The 18,133-nt window shown below is 45.3% G+C and carries 14 protein-coding genes and 1 pseudogene; 9 read left to right on the top strand and 6 right to left on the bottom strand.

Translation table 11 applies throughout. The features are described from left to right. The first annotated feature begins 175 nt into the window (after positions 1-175). From RID09_RS05005 to ygfZ, 3 genes are all read left to right on the top strand, one after another. The gene (locus RID09_RS05005; protein ID WP_446334849.1) at positions 176-1,471 is read left to right on the top strand and encodes an AAA family ATPase; all 1,296 of its coding nucleotides are present in this window, start codon (positions 176-178) and stop codon (positions 1,469-1,471) included. Then, a complete protein-coding gene (locus RID09_RS05000) occupies positions 1,434-1,928 on the top strand; it encodes an RloB family protein (protein ID WP_446334848.1) in 495 nt (164 codons plus the stop codon). The genes RID09_RS05005 and RID09_RS05000 overlap by 38 nt, the downstream gene beginning before the upstream one ends. A 75-nt stretch (positions 1,929-2,003) precedes the next feature. Continuing rightward, positions 2,004-3,068, top strand: coding sequence for a CAF17-like 4Fe-4S cluster assembly/insertion protein YgfZ (ygfZ, locus tag RID09_RS04995; protein WP_446334847.1), 1,065 nt, complete (start codon positions 2,004-2,006; stop codon positions 3,066-3,068). Positions 3,069-3,132: 64 nt separating this feature from the next. Here ygfZ and RID09_RS04990 read toward each other — a convergent pair whose 3' ends face one another. Then, positions 3,133-3,432 (bottom strand): (2Fe-2S) ferredoxin domain-containing protein, encoded by a 300-nt coding sequence (locus tag RID09_RS04990; protein WP_446334846.1) that lies wholly within the window; start codon positions 3,430-3,432, stop codon positions 3,133-3,135. Between the two features lie 220 nt (positions 3,433-3,652). Here RID09_RS04990 and chlP point away from each other — a divergent pair, with 220 nt between their 5' ends. Beyond that, positions 3,653-4,876: a geranylgeranyl reductase gene (gene chlP / locus RID09_RS04985; RefSeq protein WP_446334926.1), complete on the top strand. Its 1,224-nt coding sequence runs from the start codon at positions 3,653-3,655 to the stop codon at positions 4,874-4,876. A 722-nt stretch (positions 4,877-5,598) separates the two neighbouring features. On the opposite strand, the gene RID09_RS04980 is transcribed toward chlP, so the two are convergent. Beyond that, complete coding sequence (locus RID09_RS04980) at positions 5,599-6,528, bottom strand: Rpn family recombination-promoting nuclease/putative transposase (protein ID WP_446334845.1); 930 nt, start codon at positions 6,526-6,528, stop codon at positions 5,599-5,601. Positions 6,529-6,771: 243 nt separating this feature from the next. On the opposite strand from RID09_RS04980, the gene RID09_RS04975 reads away from it, so the two are divergent. The 3 genes from RID09_RS04975 to RID09_RS04965 all read left to right on the top strand — a co-directional run bounded on the left by RID09_RS04975 (position 6,772) and on the right by RID09_RS04965 (position 9,864). Then, complete coding sequence (locus tag RID09_RS04975; RefSeq protein WP_446334844.1) at positions 6,772-6,963, top strand: hypothetical protein; 192 nt, start codon at positions 6,772-6,774, stop codon at positions 6,961-6,963. Between the two features lie 415 nt (positions 6,964-7,378). Continuing rightward, positions 7,379-8,245 carry a ferredoxin:protochlorophyllide reductase (ATP-dependent) iron-sulfur ATP-binding protein gene (gene bchL / locus RID09_RS04970; RefSeq protein WP_446334843.1) on the top strand — a complete coding sequence of 289 codons (867 nt, stop codon included), beginning with the start codon at positions 7,379-7,381 and terminating at the stop codon, positions 8,243-8,245. A gap of 215 nt (positions 8,246-8,460) precedes the next feature. Continuing rightward, the gene (locus RID09_RS04965; RefSeq protein ID WP_446334842.1) at positions 8,461-9,864 is read left to right on the top strand and encodes a ferredoxin:protochlorophyllide reductase (ATP-dependent) subunit N; all 1,404 of its coding nucleotides are present in this window, start codon (positions 8,461-8,463) and stop codon (positions 9,862-9,864) included. Between the two features lie 576 nt (positions 9,865-10,440). On the opposite strand, the pseudogene RID09_RS04960 reads toward RID09_RS04965, so the two are convergent. The 3 genes and pseudogenes from RID09_RS04960 to RID09_RS04950 all read right to left on the bottom strand — a co-directional run. Further along, positions 10,441-10,623, bottom strand: a pseudogene (locus RID09_RS04960) (DUF4926 domain-containing protein); the annotation flags it as partial. Positions 10,624-10,702: 79 nt separating this feature from the next. Beyond that, the gene (locus RID09_RS04955; RefSeq protein WP_446334925.1) at positions 10,703-11,035 is read right to left on the bottom strand and encodes a helix-turn-helix transcriptional regulator; all 333 of its coding nucleotides are present in this window, start codon (positions 11,033-11,035) and stop codon (positions 10,703-10,705) included. Positions 11,036-11,048: 13 nt separating this feature from the next. Further along, positions 11,049-11,405: a type II toxin-antitoxin system RelE/ParE family toxin gene (locus RID09_RS04950; protein ID WP_446334841.1), complete on the bottom strand. Its 357-nt coding sequence runs from the start codon at positions 11,403-11,405 to the stop codon at positions 11,049-11,051. A 448-nt stretch (positions 11,406-11,853) separates the two neighbouring features. Here RID09_RS04950 and RID09_RS04945 point away from each other — a divergent pair, with 448 nt between their 5' ends. Next, positions 11,854-13,734 carry a tetratricopeptide repeat protein gene (locus RID09_RS04945; RefSeq protein ID WP_446334840.1) on the top strand — a complete coding sequence of 627 codons (1,881 nt, stop codon included), beginning with the start codon at positions 11,854-11,856 and terminating at the stop codon, positions 13,732-13,734. Between the two features lie 224 nt (positions 13,735-13,958). Here RID09_RS04945 and RID09_RS04940 read toward each other — a convergent pair whose 3' ends face one another. Beyond that, positions 13,959-14,468 carry a DUF4149 domain-containing protein gene (locus tag RID09_RS04940; RefSeq protein WP_446334839.1) on the bottom strand — a complete coding sequence of 170 codons (510 nt, stop codon included), beginning with the start codon at positions 14,466-14,468 and terminating at the stop codon, positions 13,959-13,961. 237 nt (positions 14,469-14,705) lie between these two features. Between RID09_RS04940 and RID09_RS04935 the strand changes: the two genes are divergently transcribed. After that, positions 14,706-18,128: a DUF4347 domain-containing protein gene (locus RID09_RS04935; protein ID WP_446334838.1), complete on the top strand. Its 3,423-nt coding sequence runs from the start codon at positions 14,706-14,708 to the stop codon at positions 18,126-18,128. Positions 18,129-18,133 lie beyond the last annotated feature (5 nt).

The raw sequence follows: 18,133 nt of genomic DNA, 5'->3' as shown, positions 1-18,133 counted from the left end.
GAAATTACGTATAGCCTCTACTTGTAGTGGCATGACACAGCTAAAATTTTGGAATAGATTTTACTGATTTCTGGGCGCACGTCGGTGCGCCCCTACTCCATCTAATTAGGTGTTCAATAGGGTTTTTGGTGTAATGTTTGAATGAGACTCGATAGTTAATGAAGTGAGATCAGGTATGCTGGTTGAGTTCAGTGTAGAAAATTATCGTTCATTTAAAGAACGGCAAACCTTAAGTATGGTGGCTTCGGAAGATGAAGCGATGCTTAGTAGTAATAGTTTTCCTATGCCAAGAACGAAGGATCTACACTTACTCACCAGTGCTGTAATCTATGGTGCAAATGCATCTGGCAAGAGTAATTTACTGCGAGCCATGCAGATATTACAGAATATTGTAGTTAGTTCAGCCTCTCGAATGCAAAAGGGTGATAAGTTTGATGTTCAACCCTTTTTGCTTGATGCTGAATGTCAAAAGCGACCCACAGACTTGGAAGTCATTTTTATACATGATAAAATTCGTTATGAATACGGAGTGAGTTTAGACGAAAACCGAGTTTATGAAGAATGGCTACTTGCCTATCCCAAAAAACGTGCCCAGACTTGGTTCTCTCGTACTTATAAGCCAGATAATCCAGACTTCCAGGCAGATGATGGCTATGAATGGTCGTTTGGCGCGGGATTAAAAGGAGAAAAAGAACGAATTAAAAATTTTGTGCGTTCCAATTCGTTATTCCTCTCTCATGCTGCACAAAATAACCACCCTCAGTTAACAAAGTTATTTGATTGGTTTGAAGAAAACTTAAATATGATCAGCCCACTAATTAGCCCATATTTTTCTGGGTTATACACTGCTGATAGATGTGAAGAAGACAAAGAGTTTTGCCAAAAAGTTGTTAACCTTCTGATTCAAGCCGATCTTGATATATCAGATATAAAAATAGAGATGCGCCTTTTTCCTTTAGCATCTGAGGGAAAAAAAGCTATAAATAACACCCCATTTCCTTATTGGGAACAATTCAAAGACATGGAAATTCCCGATATTAAAATTATCCATAGAACCATGGATTCTGAACAAATAGTAACACTTAACTTAGAGGACGAATCTGAAGGCACTAAACGTTTATTTGAACTTGCTGAACCTTGGCTGAGCGTTCTTGAAGATGGAGAGATTTTAATGATTGATGAACTGGATAGAAGCCTACATCCAGTTTTATCGACAGAACTAGCTAAAATGTTTAACAATCCAGACATTAATAAAAACCAGGCTCAATTGATATTCACGACTCATGATACGAGTCTTCTCGATGGAGAAATTTTCCGTCCCGATCAGATATGGTTTACAGAAAAAGATAAAAGTATGACCAAGCTCTACTCCTTACATGAATTTAATCCTTGTGAGGATGAATCCCTACAAAAAGGTTATCTAAAAGGTCGATATGGAGCTATTCCATTTGTCGGTGGACTCAATATTTAAACCATGCCAAAGCAGCGAGGAAAGTCTGAACAAGAACTCAAGCGCAAAATATGATGAAGTTTTTTGCCTCTTTGATGGGGATAGACCAGAATATAAGCAAGCTATAATGGATGCTCATCGCTATTCAGTCTACAAAATTAAGCCAATTCTGTCGATTCCCTGTTTTGAGTTCTGGTTTTTACTGCATTACCGCTATACAAGTAGTCCCTTTGAGAATTATAAACAAGTGATCGCTCAGTTAAATAAAGAATTTAATAAAGTCGGTATTGAAGATTATGATAAAAGTAAATCAGGTTACTACGGTTTACTGAAACCACAACTCGATCAAGCTATTGCGAATGCTAAAAAATTAGAGGGTGCTGCTTGTACTAACCCATTAACACAAGTACATGATATAGTCATTTACCTGCAAGCACAAAAAATTTTAGCGGTTAACTTCTTCTCAAATTCTCAATGACTGTTTTCTATGTTCATCTTTTACTCTACAATTTTTATGAACTAAGCCGTATTGGGTTAACAACAGATTTGACGTATGAGCCAAACCTTACAAGAGATGCAGCGTAGTGCAGGAGCAACGTTTGAACCAGTTGCCCAGGTGCAAGTGCCAACCAGTTTCGGTAATGATGCAGCCGCTATACAAGCCGCGCGTCAAGGGGTGGCTTTAGTTGACCTATCCCATTGGGGACTGCTGAAAATCTCCGATGACGATAGACTGCGCTTTTTGCATAATCAAAGTACCAATGATTTCCAGAAACTGAAACCAGGACAAGGTTGTGATACGGTTTTTGTTACCTCAACTGCCCGTACTATTGATCTGGTAACCACTTACGTTACTGAAGATGCGGTATTACTTTTAGTATCTCCCAATCGGCGTCAACAGTTACTAGAATGGCTGGATCGCTATATCTTTCCTATGGATCGGGTAGAATTGGGAGATATCTCGAATGAGACTGCTATTTTTAGCCTAGTTGGACCTGAAAGTGATACCCTTTTGACCAAGCTAGGTGTCCAGTTGCCGATTGGAGAGGGATATGGCAGTCATCAACATCTAAACCTAAATGATATAGATGTGCGAATTGCTAGAGGAAGTGGTTTGGCACTCCCTGGATATACCTTAATTGTCCCCGCCAGCGATGGGGCAAAGCTATGGCAAACCTTAACTACAGCCAATGCTACACCAATGGGCGATCGCGTATGGCAGCAGTTGCGAATTGAACAAGGGCGCCCACTTCCCGATTACGAACTGACAGAGGATTATAATCCCCTAGAAGCTGGGTTGTGGAATACGATTTCCTTTGATAAAGGATGTTATATCGGTCAAGAAACGATCGCGCGGTTAAATACTTACAAGGGTGTCAAGCAGCAATTGTGGGGAGTGCGTTTACCAGCACCTGTGGAACCGGGAACCGTGGTAACCGTGGATGGGGAAAAAGTAGGTAAGTTAACCAGTTGTACTCAAACAGAACAAGGTTACTTAGGTTTAGCCTATATCCGCACCAAAGCTGGAGGCGTTGGTCTTAAGGTTCAGGTGGGAGAGGTTGACGGTGAAGTTTTGGATGTTCCCTTTTTAACCCACGAATACCATGGAAGTCAATAGGGGTGTGGTATCTACCAATAACCTCTCAACAAAACCCACCCTTGTGCCATCTGCCTTTCTTCGGTCAATGGTACTTGCGATAAAGCATCGCCTTCACGGGCTGTCCGTCTTTGATATGCCGTTGTACTACGGCGGGAACTTCATCGGGGTGAACGCGACAATACCAGGTTTCTTCAGGCAGAACCACGACTATCGGACCGTTGCCACATTCTCCTAGACAGCGGCTACCGCTAACTGTAACTCCATTGACAGGTGAGGCTTGAAACGCTGCCAAGACTTTTGCTGCACCTTGTTGGCGGCAAGTACGGTGCTGACATACCAGTATTTGTCTTGTCTGTGTTGGCGACAAGTGCGGTGCTGACATACCAGTATTGGATTGAACAGTTTTCTCAATTGTAACGATGGAGATGCCTGTCTCTTGACAAATGACACAAGACAAAGGACATAAGACAAATATTAAGCTTTGTAAAGGCAAATTGTTAAGCTGTATTTCAAATTGAGCCGCGATCGCACCTAAGTGATGAAATCAGCCAGACGTCCGTGATACCATGCCATCCGTACCTCGAAAACGATTGGGAGAAAACATGCCTGCACTAAGGGTTGCAGTTGTTGGTTCAGGACCTGCTGGCTCGTCTGCCGCAGAGACTCTAGCAAAAGCCGGAATCGAAACCTACTTGTTTGAGCGCAAGCTAGACAATGCTAAACCCTGTGGCGGAGCCATTCCGCTCTGTATGGTTAGTGAATTTGACCTGCCACCTGAGATTATCGATCGGCGAGTCAGAAAGATGAAAATGATCTCGCCATCGAATATAGAGGTGGATATCAACCTGATAAAAGAAGACGAATATATTGGCATGTGCCGCCGCGAAGTCCTAGATGGCTTCATGCGGAACCGCGCTGCCAAGTTGGGTGCAAATTTAATTAATGGCACTGTTCATAAACTCGATATTCCCACAAGTAATACAGAACCCTATACCCTTCACTACGCCGACCATTCCGATGGGAGTCTCAGTGGCGTACAAAAAACCCTGAAAGTAGACCTGGTGATTGGTGCTGATGGCGCTAATTCCCGCGTGGCTAAGGCAATTGACGCCGGGGACTACAATTATGCGATCGCGTTCCAAGAGCGGATTCGCCTACCAGGGGACATGATGAACTACTACGAAGACCTGGCAGAAATGTATGTGGGTAACGACGTTTCTCCTGACTTCTACGCTTGGGTCTTCCCCAAATACGACCACGTTGCCGTTGGCACGGGTACGATGAAGGTTAACCAAGCCAAAATTAAAAAGCTACAGGCGGGGATTCGCGCTCGTGCAGCAAAGAAACTCCTCGGTGGTGAAATTATCAAAGTAGAAGCACACCCGATTCCAGAGCATCCCAGACCTCGGCGAGTTGTTGGTCGGGTGGCGTTAGTTGGAGACGCAGCCGGAACAGTAACGAAATCTTCCGGTGAAGGGATTTACTTTGCGGCAAAATCCGCGCGGATGTGCGCCGAAACCATTGTCGAAACCTCCAATGGTGGAACTCGCATTCCCACGGAAGATGACCTCAAGCTTTATCTCAAGCGTTGGGATAAGAAATACGGCATCACCTATAAGGTGCTGGATATTCTGCAAACCGTATTCTATCGCTCCGATGCGACTCGTGAAGCATTTGTGGAGATGTGTTCGGATCTGGATGTGCAGCGACTCACATTTGACAGTTACTTGTACAAAACGGTTGTACCTGCTAATCCTTTGGTGCAGCTCAAAATTACTGCCAAAACCATTGGTAGTCTGTTGCGCGGAAACGCTTTAGCACCGTAATTATACCAAATCCGGGTTAGCTATCCCCGTTATAACCTAGTCCGCGCAGGCGGACTTTGTTTGTGTAGCAGCGATTTCAATCGCCGTGGCAAAAGGGGTGATAAAGGCGGATTTGGTATCATTCCTTTTGTCATAACCACAAGGGCGGCGGGAACGTGCATTCGCTTTTAGGATGCTCTCCTAGCCGCCCCCATTGTAAATGTCAGATGATCTTAAATATAAAGTTCCGATAAAGCTAATCAAGATATCTATAAAGTTTTTATAAAGTTGACCGATTTTTATTGTCAACCCGCTAATTAAGGGCTTACTATAAAAGTGCTGGTAACTTCAACGAACTTATTCAACCAGCGAATCCTATACAGAAGCACTAACTGAACTCTCTATCTAATCCTAAATCTATTCCTTGGGAGTCCCCTCTTTTCTAGTAAAAGGGGGGATTCTTAGTTGTGGCTTTCTTTATTGACAGAGGGTTAATACCAAGTTGGATTTTAACATGTCATTCTGAGCGAAGCGAAGAATCTGGAGACATCTTGCTAACAAACCATCGGGTGCATTGCTACTGACGTCGCGATCGGTAGATTTATGGGTGATAAACAAACATTATTCTAGGATAGATTTAAGCATTTGCGTGATTACCAAAATCTATTTTGTAGCTTACTGCTACAATTTCCACGCCAGATCCAAGAGAACCCATTGGTGTACCTAGATTCTCGTACACCTGATTAAGACGGCGAATGTTCGTCTAACCAACGTTCCAAATCCTCCAAACGATTTAAATCTAAAATCTCCTCGGTTAAATTTTCTAACTCTTGTAAAGGCAACCTTTCAACCTTCGTACTTATCGCATCTGGCAGTTCTCCAAAACGCTTTTTAAGTAAACGCATAACTAGAGCGATCGCTTCTTGCAAACGTCCTTTCTCTCTTCCTTTTGCTTCCCCTTGTTCTGCCGCATAGGTTATCCGCCCTTTCTCATCTTGCAACATGATCCCCCGCCGCTCCACGACTTCTAACTCTTCTACTGTCATTTTAGCTTGGTTGGCAATATTTAAAGCCAGTTCTATCTCAGACACGTCTCCCAAATTATTAGGAATATTATCAAGACTAGCCGCTTCTTTTAGAAAGTAAATCCACTTATCGCTTAAACTTGTTAACTCTGACAAGGTCTTCTTGAATTTCGGTAGCTCTACAAAGATTAGCTGCAATTCTGGATCAGGATATTTAAAATTTTTGTTTTTTTCCTGAAAAACAAATTGATTTATCACATCTGGGGTATTGTTAAACAGGATGAAATCCGTAATCGTTACGGCGATCACCGGATTGAGAATCAGGTAATTTTCCCCAATTCCTAACTGATTACTATAAGCTTTAGTCAGGTTGTAAACGATCCGTTTGCTAAAAGCTGTCACCCGCGCTATTTGCATTTCAATAATAACAACAGAGCCGTCAGCTAAAACGGCTTTTATGTCTAAATAAGTATCTTTTAAGGTTATTGCCTGACCTGGATTATAAGGATTGGCAATTGTCAAGGATTGAATAATTTTCTCTCCATTATAAATAATGGCATTGAGGAAACTGATTAAAACCTCTTTGCTTTGTTCTGAACCGAATATTTTTTTAAAGGCATAATCGACCTTGGGGCTGATAAATTTCATAGTTTTATCCCTGTTAAGCCTGAAGTTAAAGGAGTGCTAGTAATCTTATTTTAGTAGTAAACAAGCGTCGCGGCTTTTCTATTGGGTTGTGGTTATCCTGATGCTATTTAAAAACAATAGGGAACCTGGCGCGTGCGTAGGGGCGGGTTTCACTATTATCTTTTTGGTTGCACAAGGGATGTGACTAAACCCGCTCCGCCTTTCTCCGGTGAACGATCTCAACACAATTGGTTTTTTGGTTATATGTATATTTATATTGCAACCATAGATTTAAAGCTATGCCAGTGGTTGCCGATCGCGGCGAGTGTAATCACTGCCACAAAAATTAATCTTTATTTACAACCATCTTGCCGAAGGAAAGCCAAACCCGCGATCGCAGGTTCTCTGACTGACGTAAATCTAGGGACTTTGGGGATCAGGGTGTTTCGAGCTTAGGGGATGCGATCGCGCCAAACCCCATCTATATACCCCATTTCCCGTCAGCGTTGAGCTGGAATCAGGTCACTAAAGTGAGCCAGCTTGGTCAGCCTTGAGGTCAATTACCCGTATTTTTTGCTTTTGTTCACATTTATATAAATAAAATACACAAAACTCGAATAATTTGCTTAAATTGGCTTCAGAGTCATTCTGAACCCATAAAAGCTTTTAGGCATTCATAGGCGTCATTAGATGGAGACTTAAACCCCATCCCATTCCAACTCCCCCTTTCCTTTCCAGAGGAGTTATGTCAATAATGCGATTAGCAGGCGGTAAGCAACGGCTGACGACTCAGCCCAAGCCCAGATGCCAGCTCATTTAATAGCTACGACAACATTCCAGTTTTGATCCAAACGATAGGAGACGACGAAGCGTGAAACTCTCAGTTTATGGAAAAGGCGGTATTGGTAAGTCCACAACAAGCTGTAATATCTCCGTAGCTTTAGCCAGACGCGGCAAAAAGGTGTTGCAAATTGGCTGTGATCCGAAACATGACAGCACCTTTACCCTGACAGGCTTTCTCATTCCCACGATTATCGATACGCTTCAGGAAAAGGATTATCACTACGAAGACGTTTGGCCAGAAGACGTGATCTATAAAGGCTATGGTGGCGTTGATTGCGTCGAAGCGGGTGGACCCCCAGCCGGTGCAGGTTGCGGTGGCTATGTTGTCGGTGAGACGGTGAAGCTACTCAAAGAACTCAATGCCTTTGACGAGTACGATGTAATTCTGTTTGATGTTCTCGGTGACGTAGTTTGTGGGGGATTCGCTGCGCCTCTGAACTATTCCGACTACTGCATGATCGTTACCGATAACGGCTTCGACGCTTTATTTGCGGCGAATCGAATTGCGGCTTCCGTGCGTGAAAAAGCCCGTACCCACCCCTTGCGCCTAGCTGGACTCATCGGGAATCGTACCTCGAAGCGGGATCTGATCGATAAGTATATTGAAGCTGTACCCATTCCCGTGTTGGAAATTCTGCCTTTAATTGAAGATATTCGCATCTCTCGGGTTAAGGGAAAAACCATTTTTGAAATGGCAGAAACTGATCCATCTCTGACACCTGTGTGTGATTACTATCTCAATATTGCCGATCAAGTATTGGCACGTCCAGAAGGAGTCATTCCCAACGACTCCCCCGATCGCGAGTTGTTCTCCTTACTGTCTGACTTCTACCTGAATCCCCCACAACCCAAGGTAACGTCAGAGGAAGAAGAACTTGACCTGATGATGGTTTAATTAGTCATTGGTCATTGGTCATTAGTCATTTGTGGTTAGGTTTGTAGGTTTGTAGGGGTGAAGCATTTGGGGGACTATCTGTTGTCACTGTCACATCAATGCTTCTTCCCATATATTCACCCAAACCCGAGAACCAAAAAATAAGGAACAGTTACGAAAGACAACGGACAAATGACAAATGAAAATTTTAATAAACGAAGAGAGGAGAATTAATTATGACAGCGCTTCAAAACCCCCAATCGCTAGAGTTTGAATGCGAAACTGGAAATTACCATACATTTTGCCCGATTAGCTGTGTGGCTTGGCTATATCAGAAGATTGAAGATAGCTTTTTCTTAGTCATTGGGACTAAAACCTGTGGCTATTTCCTGCAAAATGCCATGGGGGTGATGATTTTTGCTGAACCCCGTTATGCGATGGCGGAATTAGAAGAAGGAGATATTTCCGCTCAACTGAATGACTACGAAGAACTGAAGCGGTTATGTTTACAGATTAAGCGCGATCGCAACCCTAGTGTAATTGTCTGGATTGGCACTTGCACCACGGAAATCATTAAGATGGATTTAGAAGGCTTAGCGCCGAAGCTGGAAGCGGAGCTTGGGATTCCCATTGTTACAGCGCGGGCGAATGGGTTGGACTATGCGTTCACTCAAGGGGAAGATACAGTCCTCGCGGCGATGGCTCACAAATGTCCCAGTAAAGCACCAAAAGTAGAAGCGGAAAAAGAAGAACGGAATGCGATTTCCAAACTGCTCAACTTTGGACGCCAGAAAGAAGAGGTAGCGGCTGAAGAATCGGAGTATGTGGATCACCCACCCCTAGTATTATTTGGCTCGTTACCTGACCCCGTGGTGACAAACCTTACCCTAGAACTGAAGAAGCAAGGAATTAAGGTTTCTGGTTGGTTACCCGCGAAGCGATATACGGAACTCCCCGTGATTGAAGAAGGGTATTATGTCTCTGGTGTCAACCCCTTCTTAAGCCGCACCGCGACAACCTTAATGCGTCGCCGCAAGTGTAAACTAATCGGCGCACCGTTCCCCATTGGTCCCGATGGAACTCGCGCCTGGATTGAGAAGATTTGTTCGGTGTTTGGAATTGAACCGAAAGGGTTAGATGAACGGGAAGCGAATATTTGGGAAAACCTGGAAGAATATGTCAAGTTAATACGCGGTAAGTCGGTTTTCTTCATGGGGGATAACTTATTGGAAATCTCCCTGGCTCGTTTCCTGATTCGCTGCGGGATGACTTGTCCAGAAATTGGCATTCCCTATATGGATAAGCGTTATCAAAAGGCGGAATTGGATCTGCTGGAGAAAACCTGTCAGGAGATGGGAGTACCGACACCGAAGATTATCGAGAAACCGGATAACTACAATCAAATTCAGCGAATTTATGAGTTGAAACCGGACTTGGTAATTACGGGAATGGCACATGCGAATCCCTTAGAAGCGCGAGGAATTAATACCAAGTGGTCCGTTGAGTTTACATTTGCTCAGATTCACGGCTTTACCAATGCGCGGGATATTCTGGAGTTAGCAACTCGTCCCCTGCGTCGCAATAACAGCCTCAAGGATTTGGGTTGGGATAAATTGGTGAAAGAAGAAGCGAAGGTTTGATCTCTCCTCCTTTGAGATCTCTCCAACCCTCCGGATTCCGGGGGGTTTATTTGTTTTTGTAATCCCCTTTATGCGATGGCGATTTAAATCGCTGCTACACAAACAAAGTCCGCCTACGCGGACTAACTTATCAAGCGGGTAGTCAACCCGGAGAGGGTGTGATCGTTTGTAGTAGCCACTTTAGTGGCTAAAAAGGTTTATCGATAACTGCGAGGGCGATAAATCAGCCTCATCAACCGCGTTATCCTAAGACATGACTGGATTTCAGAGGCAATTTCAATAGGACGCGATCGCACCGTTTGTAGTAGCCACTTTAGTGGCTGAAAAAGGTTTATCCGCTCCTGAATCTGCTGTAATTGTAGAGGACAGGTTTTAGTCTTGCCTAAAAATACCCGACTGCTCTAAAGTGGAACACTAAGCATTAAGGAAATAAGATAGGGATAAAAGTTAAAAGCCATGTTTCCAGAGCAACCCACAAACAACGATATCGAACTTTGGCAGAAAGTGTTTGACCAATAAACTGCCTATATTCAAGCTCGCCAAGACTTCCTCAACAATTCTCCTGACCGAATCGGATTCATCAAGAGAACGAACGGTGATAATTTCATTATTTTTCAAGGCTTGAACGGCGGAAATCGGCACAGCAATTACATTAATGGATTCACCCACAGCATTAAAAACTTCCAAAATATATCCATCTTCGCCACCGCTAGGGTGAGGCACATCATCAATTAGGGTTAGAACGTCACCTTTTTGCAGATGATGTTCTGGAAGGTTGCGAGATAGAACGACGCGCTGTTAAAGTTCAAGCATTTCCACTGTCACTCCTTATTGGGAATTAGAGTAATAAACTGGAAGAAGAAGAGGCGATCGCTCCTGCCACATCTTCACGAGTTGCTCCCATTGCCAATAACGTCCGCACTATCAAATCAAGAGACACTGATGGATCACTTGTTTCCATCTTTGCTACCCGCGACTGACTCGAATTAATTCTGTTCGCCAAACTCTCCTGAGAGAGCTTCTGGCTCAAACGAAGCTCCCTCAATCGTTTACTCAGAGACAGCTTCATTTCAATAAAAGCTACCTCCTCCGGTGAAAGTCCTAGAAAATCCTCTGCATTGCCAACTCGCCAACCCGCTGCTTCTAAACGTTGACGCTTAACTGCATCCATCATTAGCTCTCCATTATGTCATCCCTGAGATTTCATCATACAATTTTAGCCGTCTCTTACAATTCTCAATCACACGCTTAGGCGTTTTTTGGGTAGTCTTTTGAAAGACTTCTGCTATAACAATGGCATCCGAATCAATCCGGTAAACAATTCGCCACTTTTTATCAGCCTCACTATCATCGATTCGCAACTCATGGCAATGAGTACCAATGCTTGGCATGGTTCGAGAGATAGGCATTGAGAGCATATCGCCCTCTTGCAACCTCCGTAACAACAACCCTGCCTCAATCCTAGCTGATGCTGAAAAGGGCGGAGTCTTTACCTCGCCACTGAGCCAAACAACAACCTTGCTCTCGCTGGGATAATTCATGCTTTAAATACCACATACCTGTTTTCCGTTCCTAATAATTTCATTGATTATGTCAAATCTGACATAATAATACTATAGCACAGGTAGGGTGCTGACTTGATTAAGCTGTTCGGCATTTAAACCTTAATGTCAACAACTGCAAAATTGTGGTAATGCAAGCGTCTTGCTCGCTACCCATTCCCAATTTTAAATGCGTGACAGCTTAACCAGGAGCGATCGCGTCATGGAAAATTTAGTCCGCCTGTCAATAGGAACCAATGATTTTGTCGCCCAAAAAACAGTCTACGCTCTCTTTAGAGATAACTAATTCTTAAACTTCTGCTAAGATATTACGGATTTGTTAATCACAAGTAGTATATAAACAAAGAACTTGATAAAGTTATACATTAATTTAAACTATCAACAGAGTTATTCTCGTTGATGGTATCTTCAGGTCTGAGGAGTCAGTATGTCAAAAATCCCAGTTCAGATAGGCGTAGCCTTAGCTACATTGATAACTGGTGGAATCGCCAGTGCGACGGTGCAAACACCGATTGAACCTCTAAAGTTCGATCGCACCCCCACCACAATGCCGATCGCGCAAGGGCAATTGCTGGATCAATTGTGGCAACAGGTGAGCCAGTTACGGGGTGTGGGTAAATATCGCGAAGCAATAGCCATCCTAGAGCGGATCGTGCAGATTGAGCCAGAGGCGTTCTTGGCGTGGTACTGGCGTGGTGAGATATTTAGTAATTGGGGACAGTACGAAAGCGCGATCGCATCCTACGATGAAGCGATTCGACTTCAACCCAGTTATCTTTTAGCTCAGTATCAGAAAGGACAAGCCTTATACGAACTACAACGCTATCAGGCGGCGGTGACGACATGGCAACAAGCCTTAACCTTGAACGCCGAATCTGAGTATGAACAAAGCTTAATCACCACAGTCATACCCAAGCGAATTGCCCAAGTGCTGGTATCTGAGTTGCGACAGTATAATCAGGCTCTATCTATCTATGACCAACTTCTGCAAATTGATGCTCAGATGGCTTCGGTTTGGGTGGAACGCGCCGCCGCACTCTATCAACTCGAACGCTATCAAGACGCGGTAGCCAGTTGTGACAAAGCCTTAGAACTTGAACCGCGAAACGCCCTCGCCTGGAAACGGCGGGGATTGGCGCTGTATCAATTAGAACGTTTCGACCAAGCGATCGCGTCTTTAGAACGGGCGGCGAGTTTTAACGGCACAGATTTGGAAGTAACGACCTTACTCTCTATTCTTACCACCTCTGGCGAATCTACCACCGAAGTTCGTGGCGCCCAACAGCGACTTGTAGCGCTGCAAGCCGAAATTCGCACCGCCGAAGCCCGATTAGAGACATTGCGGAATGAACGCCAAACCCTAACCGCCCAATTTGAATCCTCTCAATCTCAAGTCAATCAATCGCAACAGCGAGTAGTCGCCCTGCGCGAAGAAATTCAAACCGCCCAAACTCAACTCCAATCCTTCCAAGTCGAAATCCGGGAATCTCGACAACAATTAATCGCCATTCGAGAAGAAATTGACACCGCCCAAACCCAACTCCAATCCTCTCAAGCGGCGGTGCGACAATCTCAACAACGGTTAGTTGAAGTGCGACAGGAAATTACCAGCGCCCAAGCCAGAGTTGAGTCTCTACAAAGTGAACGCCAAAGCTTAGAAGCTCAACTGGTGGCGGTACGGGAGGAAATTGAAACCGCTCAAGAACGCCTGGAAGCCTCCCAAACGTCTGTGCGACAATCTCAACAACGGTTAGTTGAAGTGCGAGAAGAAATTAACACCGCCCAAGTCGAATTGACATCACTCCAAAGTGAACGCCAAAGTCGAGAGGCGAGGCTGGTGGCGATACAGGAGGAAATTGAAACATCTCAAGAACGCCTCGAATCCTCTCAAGCCTCTGTACGTCAATCTCAACAACGGTTAGTTGAAGTGCGACAAGAGGTTAGCAGCGCCCAAGCCAGAGTTGAGTCTCTACAGAGTGAACGCCAAAGCCTAGAAGCCCAATTGGTGGCGGTACGTGGGGAAATCGAAACCGATCAAGAACGCCTGGAAGTCTCTCGCCGCGAACTCCGCACCGTACAACAACGCCTAAGTACACTGCAAGGGGAAATCCAAACCACGGAACAAAGAATAGCGACGGCTCGAACTGAACTGCGTCAGTTAGAAGAGCGCAAGACAGTGGAAGCTGAGACATTACAGACTCTACAAGTTCAGTATTGCGGTTTGCAAGAAGATTTAAGTGAACTAGAAGTCGCTATCCGTCGAATTCGGGGAGATTCCGCTGCAGCGGTTCAACGTTGTCAATTTTGACATCCTCACTGCCCTACAAGGACGGCGATTCCTCACCACGCCGTAGGGGTTTGGTCACGGCGATTGAAATCGCTGCTAAACCAACGTAGGCGAAGCCTTCCCGAAGGGTAGTCCGCCTCAGCAGACTGAATCATAACGGGGGTGGAAAACCCGGATTTAGTATCAAACCAGTAGGGGCACGACATGTCGTGCCCCTACTGATGGTGGTTCAATGGTAAAACCTGTTAAGCGATTTCTCGCGAATCGTGATAACACCAAGCCAATACAGTCGCACCGACAATTAACTTAATCGCCTCTAAAAACCAATAGCCTTCATGCATCTGAACCATTCCACTTGCCATACCCGTTGCTGGCTCAAACATATTCAGTTGCATCGCTAGAGCGCTCATCTGGGGCGTCATGATGTAGGTATTAATGAGAGCAATTGCTAACAGAAGCCCAGATAATAAGATCGACCAGCGTCTGACATGATGATATAGATTAGATGTACCACGCAATGCCAAGATGCTAGTTAACACTAAAGCGGCACAGAGTAACTCGATACGATTAAATATCCAGAAAACCGAATAACCAGCACTGGCAAAACTGGCGTCGCTCAACATACCAGCCGTTCCCAGTGTGGGCATGATCACGAAATCTAGAATGAAGCTACTACTTAACCACAGACCCAAGACAAACAGAGCAATCGTTTGCCAGGTGGGTCGCTTAGCGCTAGTCCCAAAAACAGCATTCATAATTTTTTTCCCTTGAATTCCTCTGTTATTTTCAGCTTAACCAAGATCAGAGCAAAAAAATGTAAAATATTCTTACGAAGCACTCTCGATAATGTTGCGTTTTTTTAAGTTTTCATTCGTCATTGGTGATTAGACAGGGAACTTCTGAATCGTCTCTATACTCTCAACACTCTTTGATTCCCGGATTTATAAGGCTAGATTGGAGTGGCAATGGCGATGAAGGGTTGTTAGGTATAGATGGAACTGATCAAACCAAGAACAGAATTGGGAGTATCCGCTGAGGCGGACATTTTATCTGGGTACTCAGAGGAACTCGCGTCCAATCCAATCGGTGGAGTCAATGGCTTACCAAACCGCGATCGCAACCCCATTGGTGAGGCGTATATCCCAGAGTGGCAGGTATTTCCAGACATTCCGGTTATTGACATTGAAGAGGCAGTTCCGTTCCTAGAACGCCGCTTATCTAGGCGAGAAGTCTCAGAGACATTAAACGCTGAATCAAAAGAATCAACGGGGCGAGATGTCCTCACTGGGCTGGATCTGGGGAACGAAGGTGGTACTTTAGTATTCGTGGACGCAGGGATTGCCGATGCCGAAACCTTAGTGGCTGGGGTTGTACCTGGGGCTGAGGTGGTTATGCTGACACCGGATCAAGATGGGGTTAGCCAAATTACCCAGGTATTGGCAAAACGCCAAGAACTATCCAGTGTTCATATTATTTCCCATGGTATGTCGGCAGGTTTGCAATTAGGCACAGGACAATTGAATCTTGACACCCTGAATACTTATGCCAGTCAGTTGCAAACTTGGGCAGGGGCGTTAACACCGGATGCTGATATTTTATTCTATGCCTGTAGTTTGGTAGCAACCGCATCAGGAAAGCAGTTCATCGAACAGGTGAGTCAGTTGACAGGGGCAGATGTAGCCGCCTCTAGCGATCGCACGGGTAGTGCAGCCCTGGGCGGTGACTGGGATTTGGAGGTATCTCAGGGAACTATTGAATCAGACTTGGCGTTGCATAAGTGGGCGCAGTCGGCGTATCAGGCGGTACTGGATGCGGTGGATAATAATCTAACAGTCAGGAGTGCCAGTTTTTTGGGGGGAAGTGGTGATGACAGTGGCAATGCGGTGGAAATTGCCCCAGATCGAACGATTGTGATTGGGGGGAATTTTGATCTAACACCAACTCAGAGTTTAGCACCAGGGCAGGGGGCAGTTATCCGTGTAGATTCCACGGGACAAACCGTGCTATCGGTGACTCAGGTGGGTACTGATGTGGATGACTTGGATCTCAATCGCAACAATGGCACAATTACAGTGGTCGGTGATTTTGGCGTTAAAACCCTTAACAGTGACGCCAGCCAAGTTCTCTGGAGTGCGAATCCAGGTAGCGCCCAACGAGTCGCCGTGGCGGGGCAGGGTCAAGTTGCTGTCCTCGCAGATAAGCAGGTGACGGTTTATAATCCACAGGGGACTCCCATCGGTAATTTTACTGTCTCAGGAACCCAGATTGCAGATGTGGCAATTGACAGTAATACTTCATCGGTCTTTGTCACCGGATATCGACAGGTGGGTGCTAATCTACAGCTTCCCCTACTCCGCAGCTATAGTTACACAGGTCAGATTAACTGGGAAAATTACGATTTTTCTGCCAATGAAGCCACAACAGAAAATCTAGGTGCAGATACTCGTGGGTTACGAGTAGCGATTGGACAGGATAATCAGCTTTACTTGGCAGGTAGCTTGGACGGCGGGAATAGTGTTTTTCAACGCGATCCCAAAAATATCACCACTACGGCTGGTAATGTTAATATCGACAACTACACGAACACCTCAAACAGTGGTGGCGGGAAATTTGCCTATTTTGCCCGATTGAATCCGGCGACAGGAACTCTGGATAAGGGTCAGATTTTCCTCACCCGCCGTTCCTCCGATAATGCAGGAAATTCATTTGCAGTTAATGCGATTACGGCAGATGCCAAGGGCAGAGTTTATATTGGGGGTCAAGCTGGTGCTTTTTTACCCGATCGTTCCCAGTTGCAAATCAATGGGACTCCTGTAGGAGACTACAGTGGCTTTGAAGGAGCAGTAATTGCTGTCAGCGAGGATTTTCAAGCGAGGGAACTGGTGGGACTTTGGTCGGGAGGTAATCCATCGGGTTCCGAGGTGAATGGAGTGGCGGTGTTTGGAGATATCCGGGCAATGGTGTCCACGAACACGGGTACGAATATGATTACGGTTAATCCGCTTCAGGGTACTTCGGGTGGGAATCGGGATGCCTTTTTCTCAGTTTGGCAAAGTCCAGCGACTCCCGTTGGCAATCCGCCTACAGCCATTGGTTTAGATAATCGAACTGTCGCCGAAAATACGTCACCGGGGACGGTTGTGGGTATGCTTTCGACGAATGACCCGGATGTGGGCGATAGCCATACTTACAGGTTAATTGATGATGCGGGAGGACGGTTTGCGATCGCGCAAAATAAATTGCAAGTTGCAGATGGTTCTCAGCTAGACTTTGAGACAAACAAGAGTCATCAGATTACAGTTCGCAGTACCGATGCCGATGGCTTCTCTTTTGAAGAGGACTTTGAGATTGCGATCGCGGATGTTGATGAAGGTGATGATAACCCTACACCTACACCGACTCTACCCGTTGGTTTAGTGGATTTGGCACAAATTGGTTCAACCCAGGGAGTTTTCCAAGTTGGCGGAACTCCAAAAGAGGCGGTGCGCTTACAGTTCGACTGGACGTTCCGAGAAGCCAAGTTTAAAAATGAAGTGGGTGTCTTGCGGGTAGATGATGCGATGGGGACTGTGAATGGGGTGCGCCCTGGTGATCCCGGATATGCCCAGCAAGCCTTAACCCGTGCCGAACGCCAGGTATTATTTGCCCGAAGTGAAAATGTGGGTAAGGGTGTGGATTTGACCCTAGAGGCGGGAGACTATTGGGTGTTTTATCTAATTCAGGATAGTACCACAGCAGACTGGCTGGCGCAGAATCCCGAAAATCGTCTAGATGGGGAAACTATTGCCTTTTTCTCCGTAACGGCGGCAAATCCTGACCAGTTTAACCATGTTCAACGCACCGACTTGGGGGATGGTATGGTGCAATTAGCTTGGGAAGATCTCACCGGGGGAGGCGATCAAGATTTTAATGATATTATCTTCAATGTGAGTAACGCTGATTGGACGGTGCCAGGGGATTTGGAGGAAATCAGACCCCTGATTTTAAACTGGATGGCACAAGATAGTCTGATCAATCATGAACTGGGTTTATTTTTGTTTGATCACCCCAATGGACGAATCGGAAATTTATTCCCCGGTGATCCAGGATATGCTGCGGCTGCCCTTTCTCAGCCGAATCGCCAGGTTATCGTTGCACCGGGAGAGACGGGGAATGGACAAAGGACACTGAATGTGGAGAGCGATCGCGCTTTGGGATGGTATTTGATCCCAAATGGCACAACCGAACAGTTTTTACAGGAAAACCCCGACAATTTACTGGGGAATTCGCCTTTAGCCTTTTTCTCATTAATTGCCGCTAACCCCAATGGGAGCGATACTTTCTGGCGACTGTCCCCCAATGAATTTGCCTGGACAGACCTGACAAACGATAATGATCTCGACTTTAATGTAAGGATAAGGCTTCAGTTTGGTTAATCTTT

This window comes from Coleofasciculus sp. G1-WW12-02, from assembly GCF_040219735.1.
Taxonomy (GTDB): Bacteria; Cyanobacteriota; Cyanobacteriia; order Cyanobacteriales; family Coleofasciculaceae; genus Coleofasciculus.
Note: the sequence above shows the minus strand (reverse complement) of the source record. Positions and strands in the feature narration are given on the sequence as shown.

Excerpts from the sequence above, each read along its gene's own strand:
- RID09_RS05005 (WP_446334849.1), top strand. The coding sequence starts at position 176 with ATGCTGGTTGAGTTCAGTGTAGAAAATTATCGTTCATTTAAAGAACGG.
- RID09_RS05000 (WP_446334848.1), top strand. The coding sequence starts at position 1,434 with ATGGAGCTATTCCATTTGTCGGTGGACTCAATATTTAAACCATGCCAA.
- ygfZ (WP_446334847.1), top strand. The coding sequence starts at position 2,004 with ATGAGCCAAACCTTACAAGAGATGCAGCGTAGTGCAGGAGCAACGTTT.
- RID09_RS04990 (WP_446334846.1), bottom strand. The coding sequence starts at position 3,432 with ATGTCAGCACCGCACTTGTCGCCAACACAGACAAGACAAATACTGGTA.
- chlP (WP_446334926.1), top strand. The coding sequence starts at position 3,653 with ATGCCTGCACTAAGGGTTGCAGTTGTTGGTTCAGGACCTGCTGGCTCG.
- RID09_RS04980 (WP_446334845.1), bottom strand. The coding sequence starts at position 6,528 with ATGAAATTTATCAGCCCCAAGGTCGATTATGCCTTTAAAAAAATATTC.
- RID09_RS04975 (WP_446334844.1), top strand. The coding sequence starts at position 6,772 with ATGTATATTTATATTGCAACCATAGATTTAAAGCTATGCCAGTGGTTG.
- RID09_RS04965 (WP_446334842.1), top strand. The coding sequence starts at position 8,461 with ATGACAGCGCTTCAAAACCCCCAATCGCTAGAGTTTGAATGCGAAACT.
- RID09_RS04955 (WP_446334925.1), bottom strand. The coding sequence starts at position 11,035 with ATGGATGCAGTTAAGCGTCAACGTTTAGAAGCAGCGGGTTGGCGAGTT.
- RID09_RS04950 (WP_446334841.1), bottom strand. The coding sequence starts at position 11,405 with ATGAATTATCCCAGCGAGAGCAAGGTTGTTGTTTGGCTCAGTGGCGAG.
- RID09_RS04945 (WP_446334840.1), top strand. The coding sequence starts at position 11,854 with ATGTCAAAAATCCCAGTTCAGATAGGCGTAGCCTTAGCTACATTGATA.
- RID09_RS04940 (WP_446334839.1), bottom strand. The coding sequence starts at position 14,468 with ATGAATGCTGTTTTTGGGACTAGCGCTAAGCGACCCACCTGGCAAACG.
- RID09_RS04935 (WP_446334838.1), top strand. The coding sequence starts at position 14,706 with ATGGAACTGATCAAACCAAGAACAGAATTGGGAGTATCCGCTGAGGCG.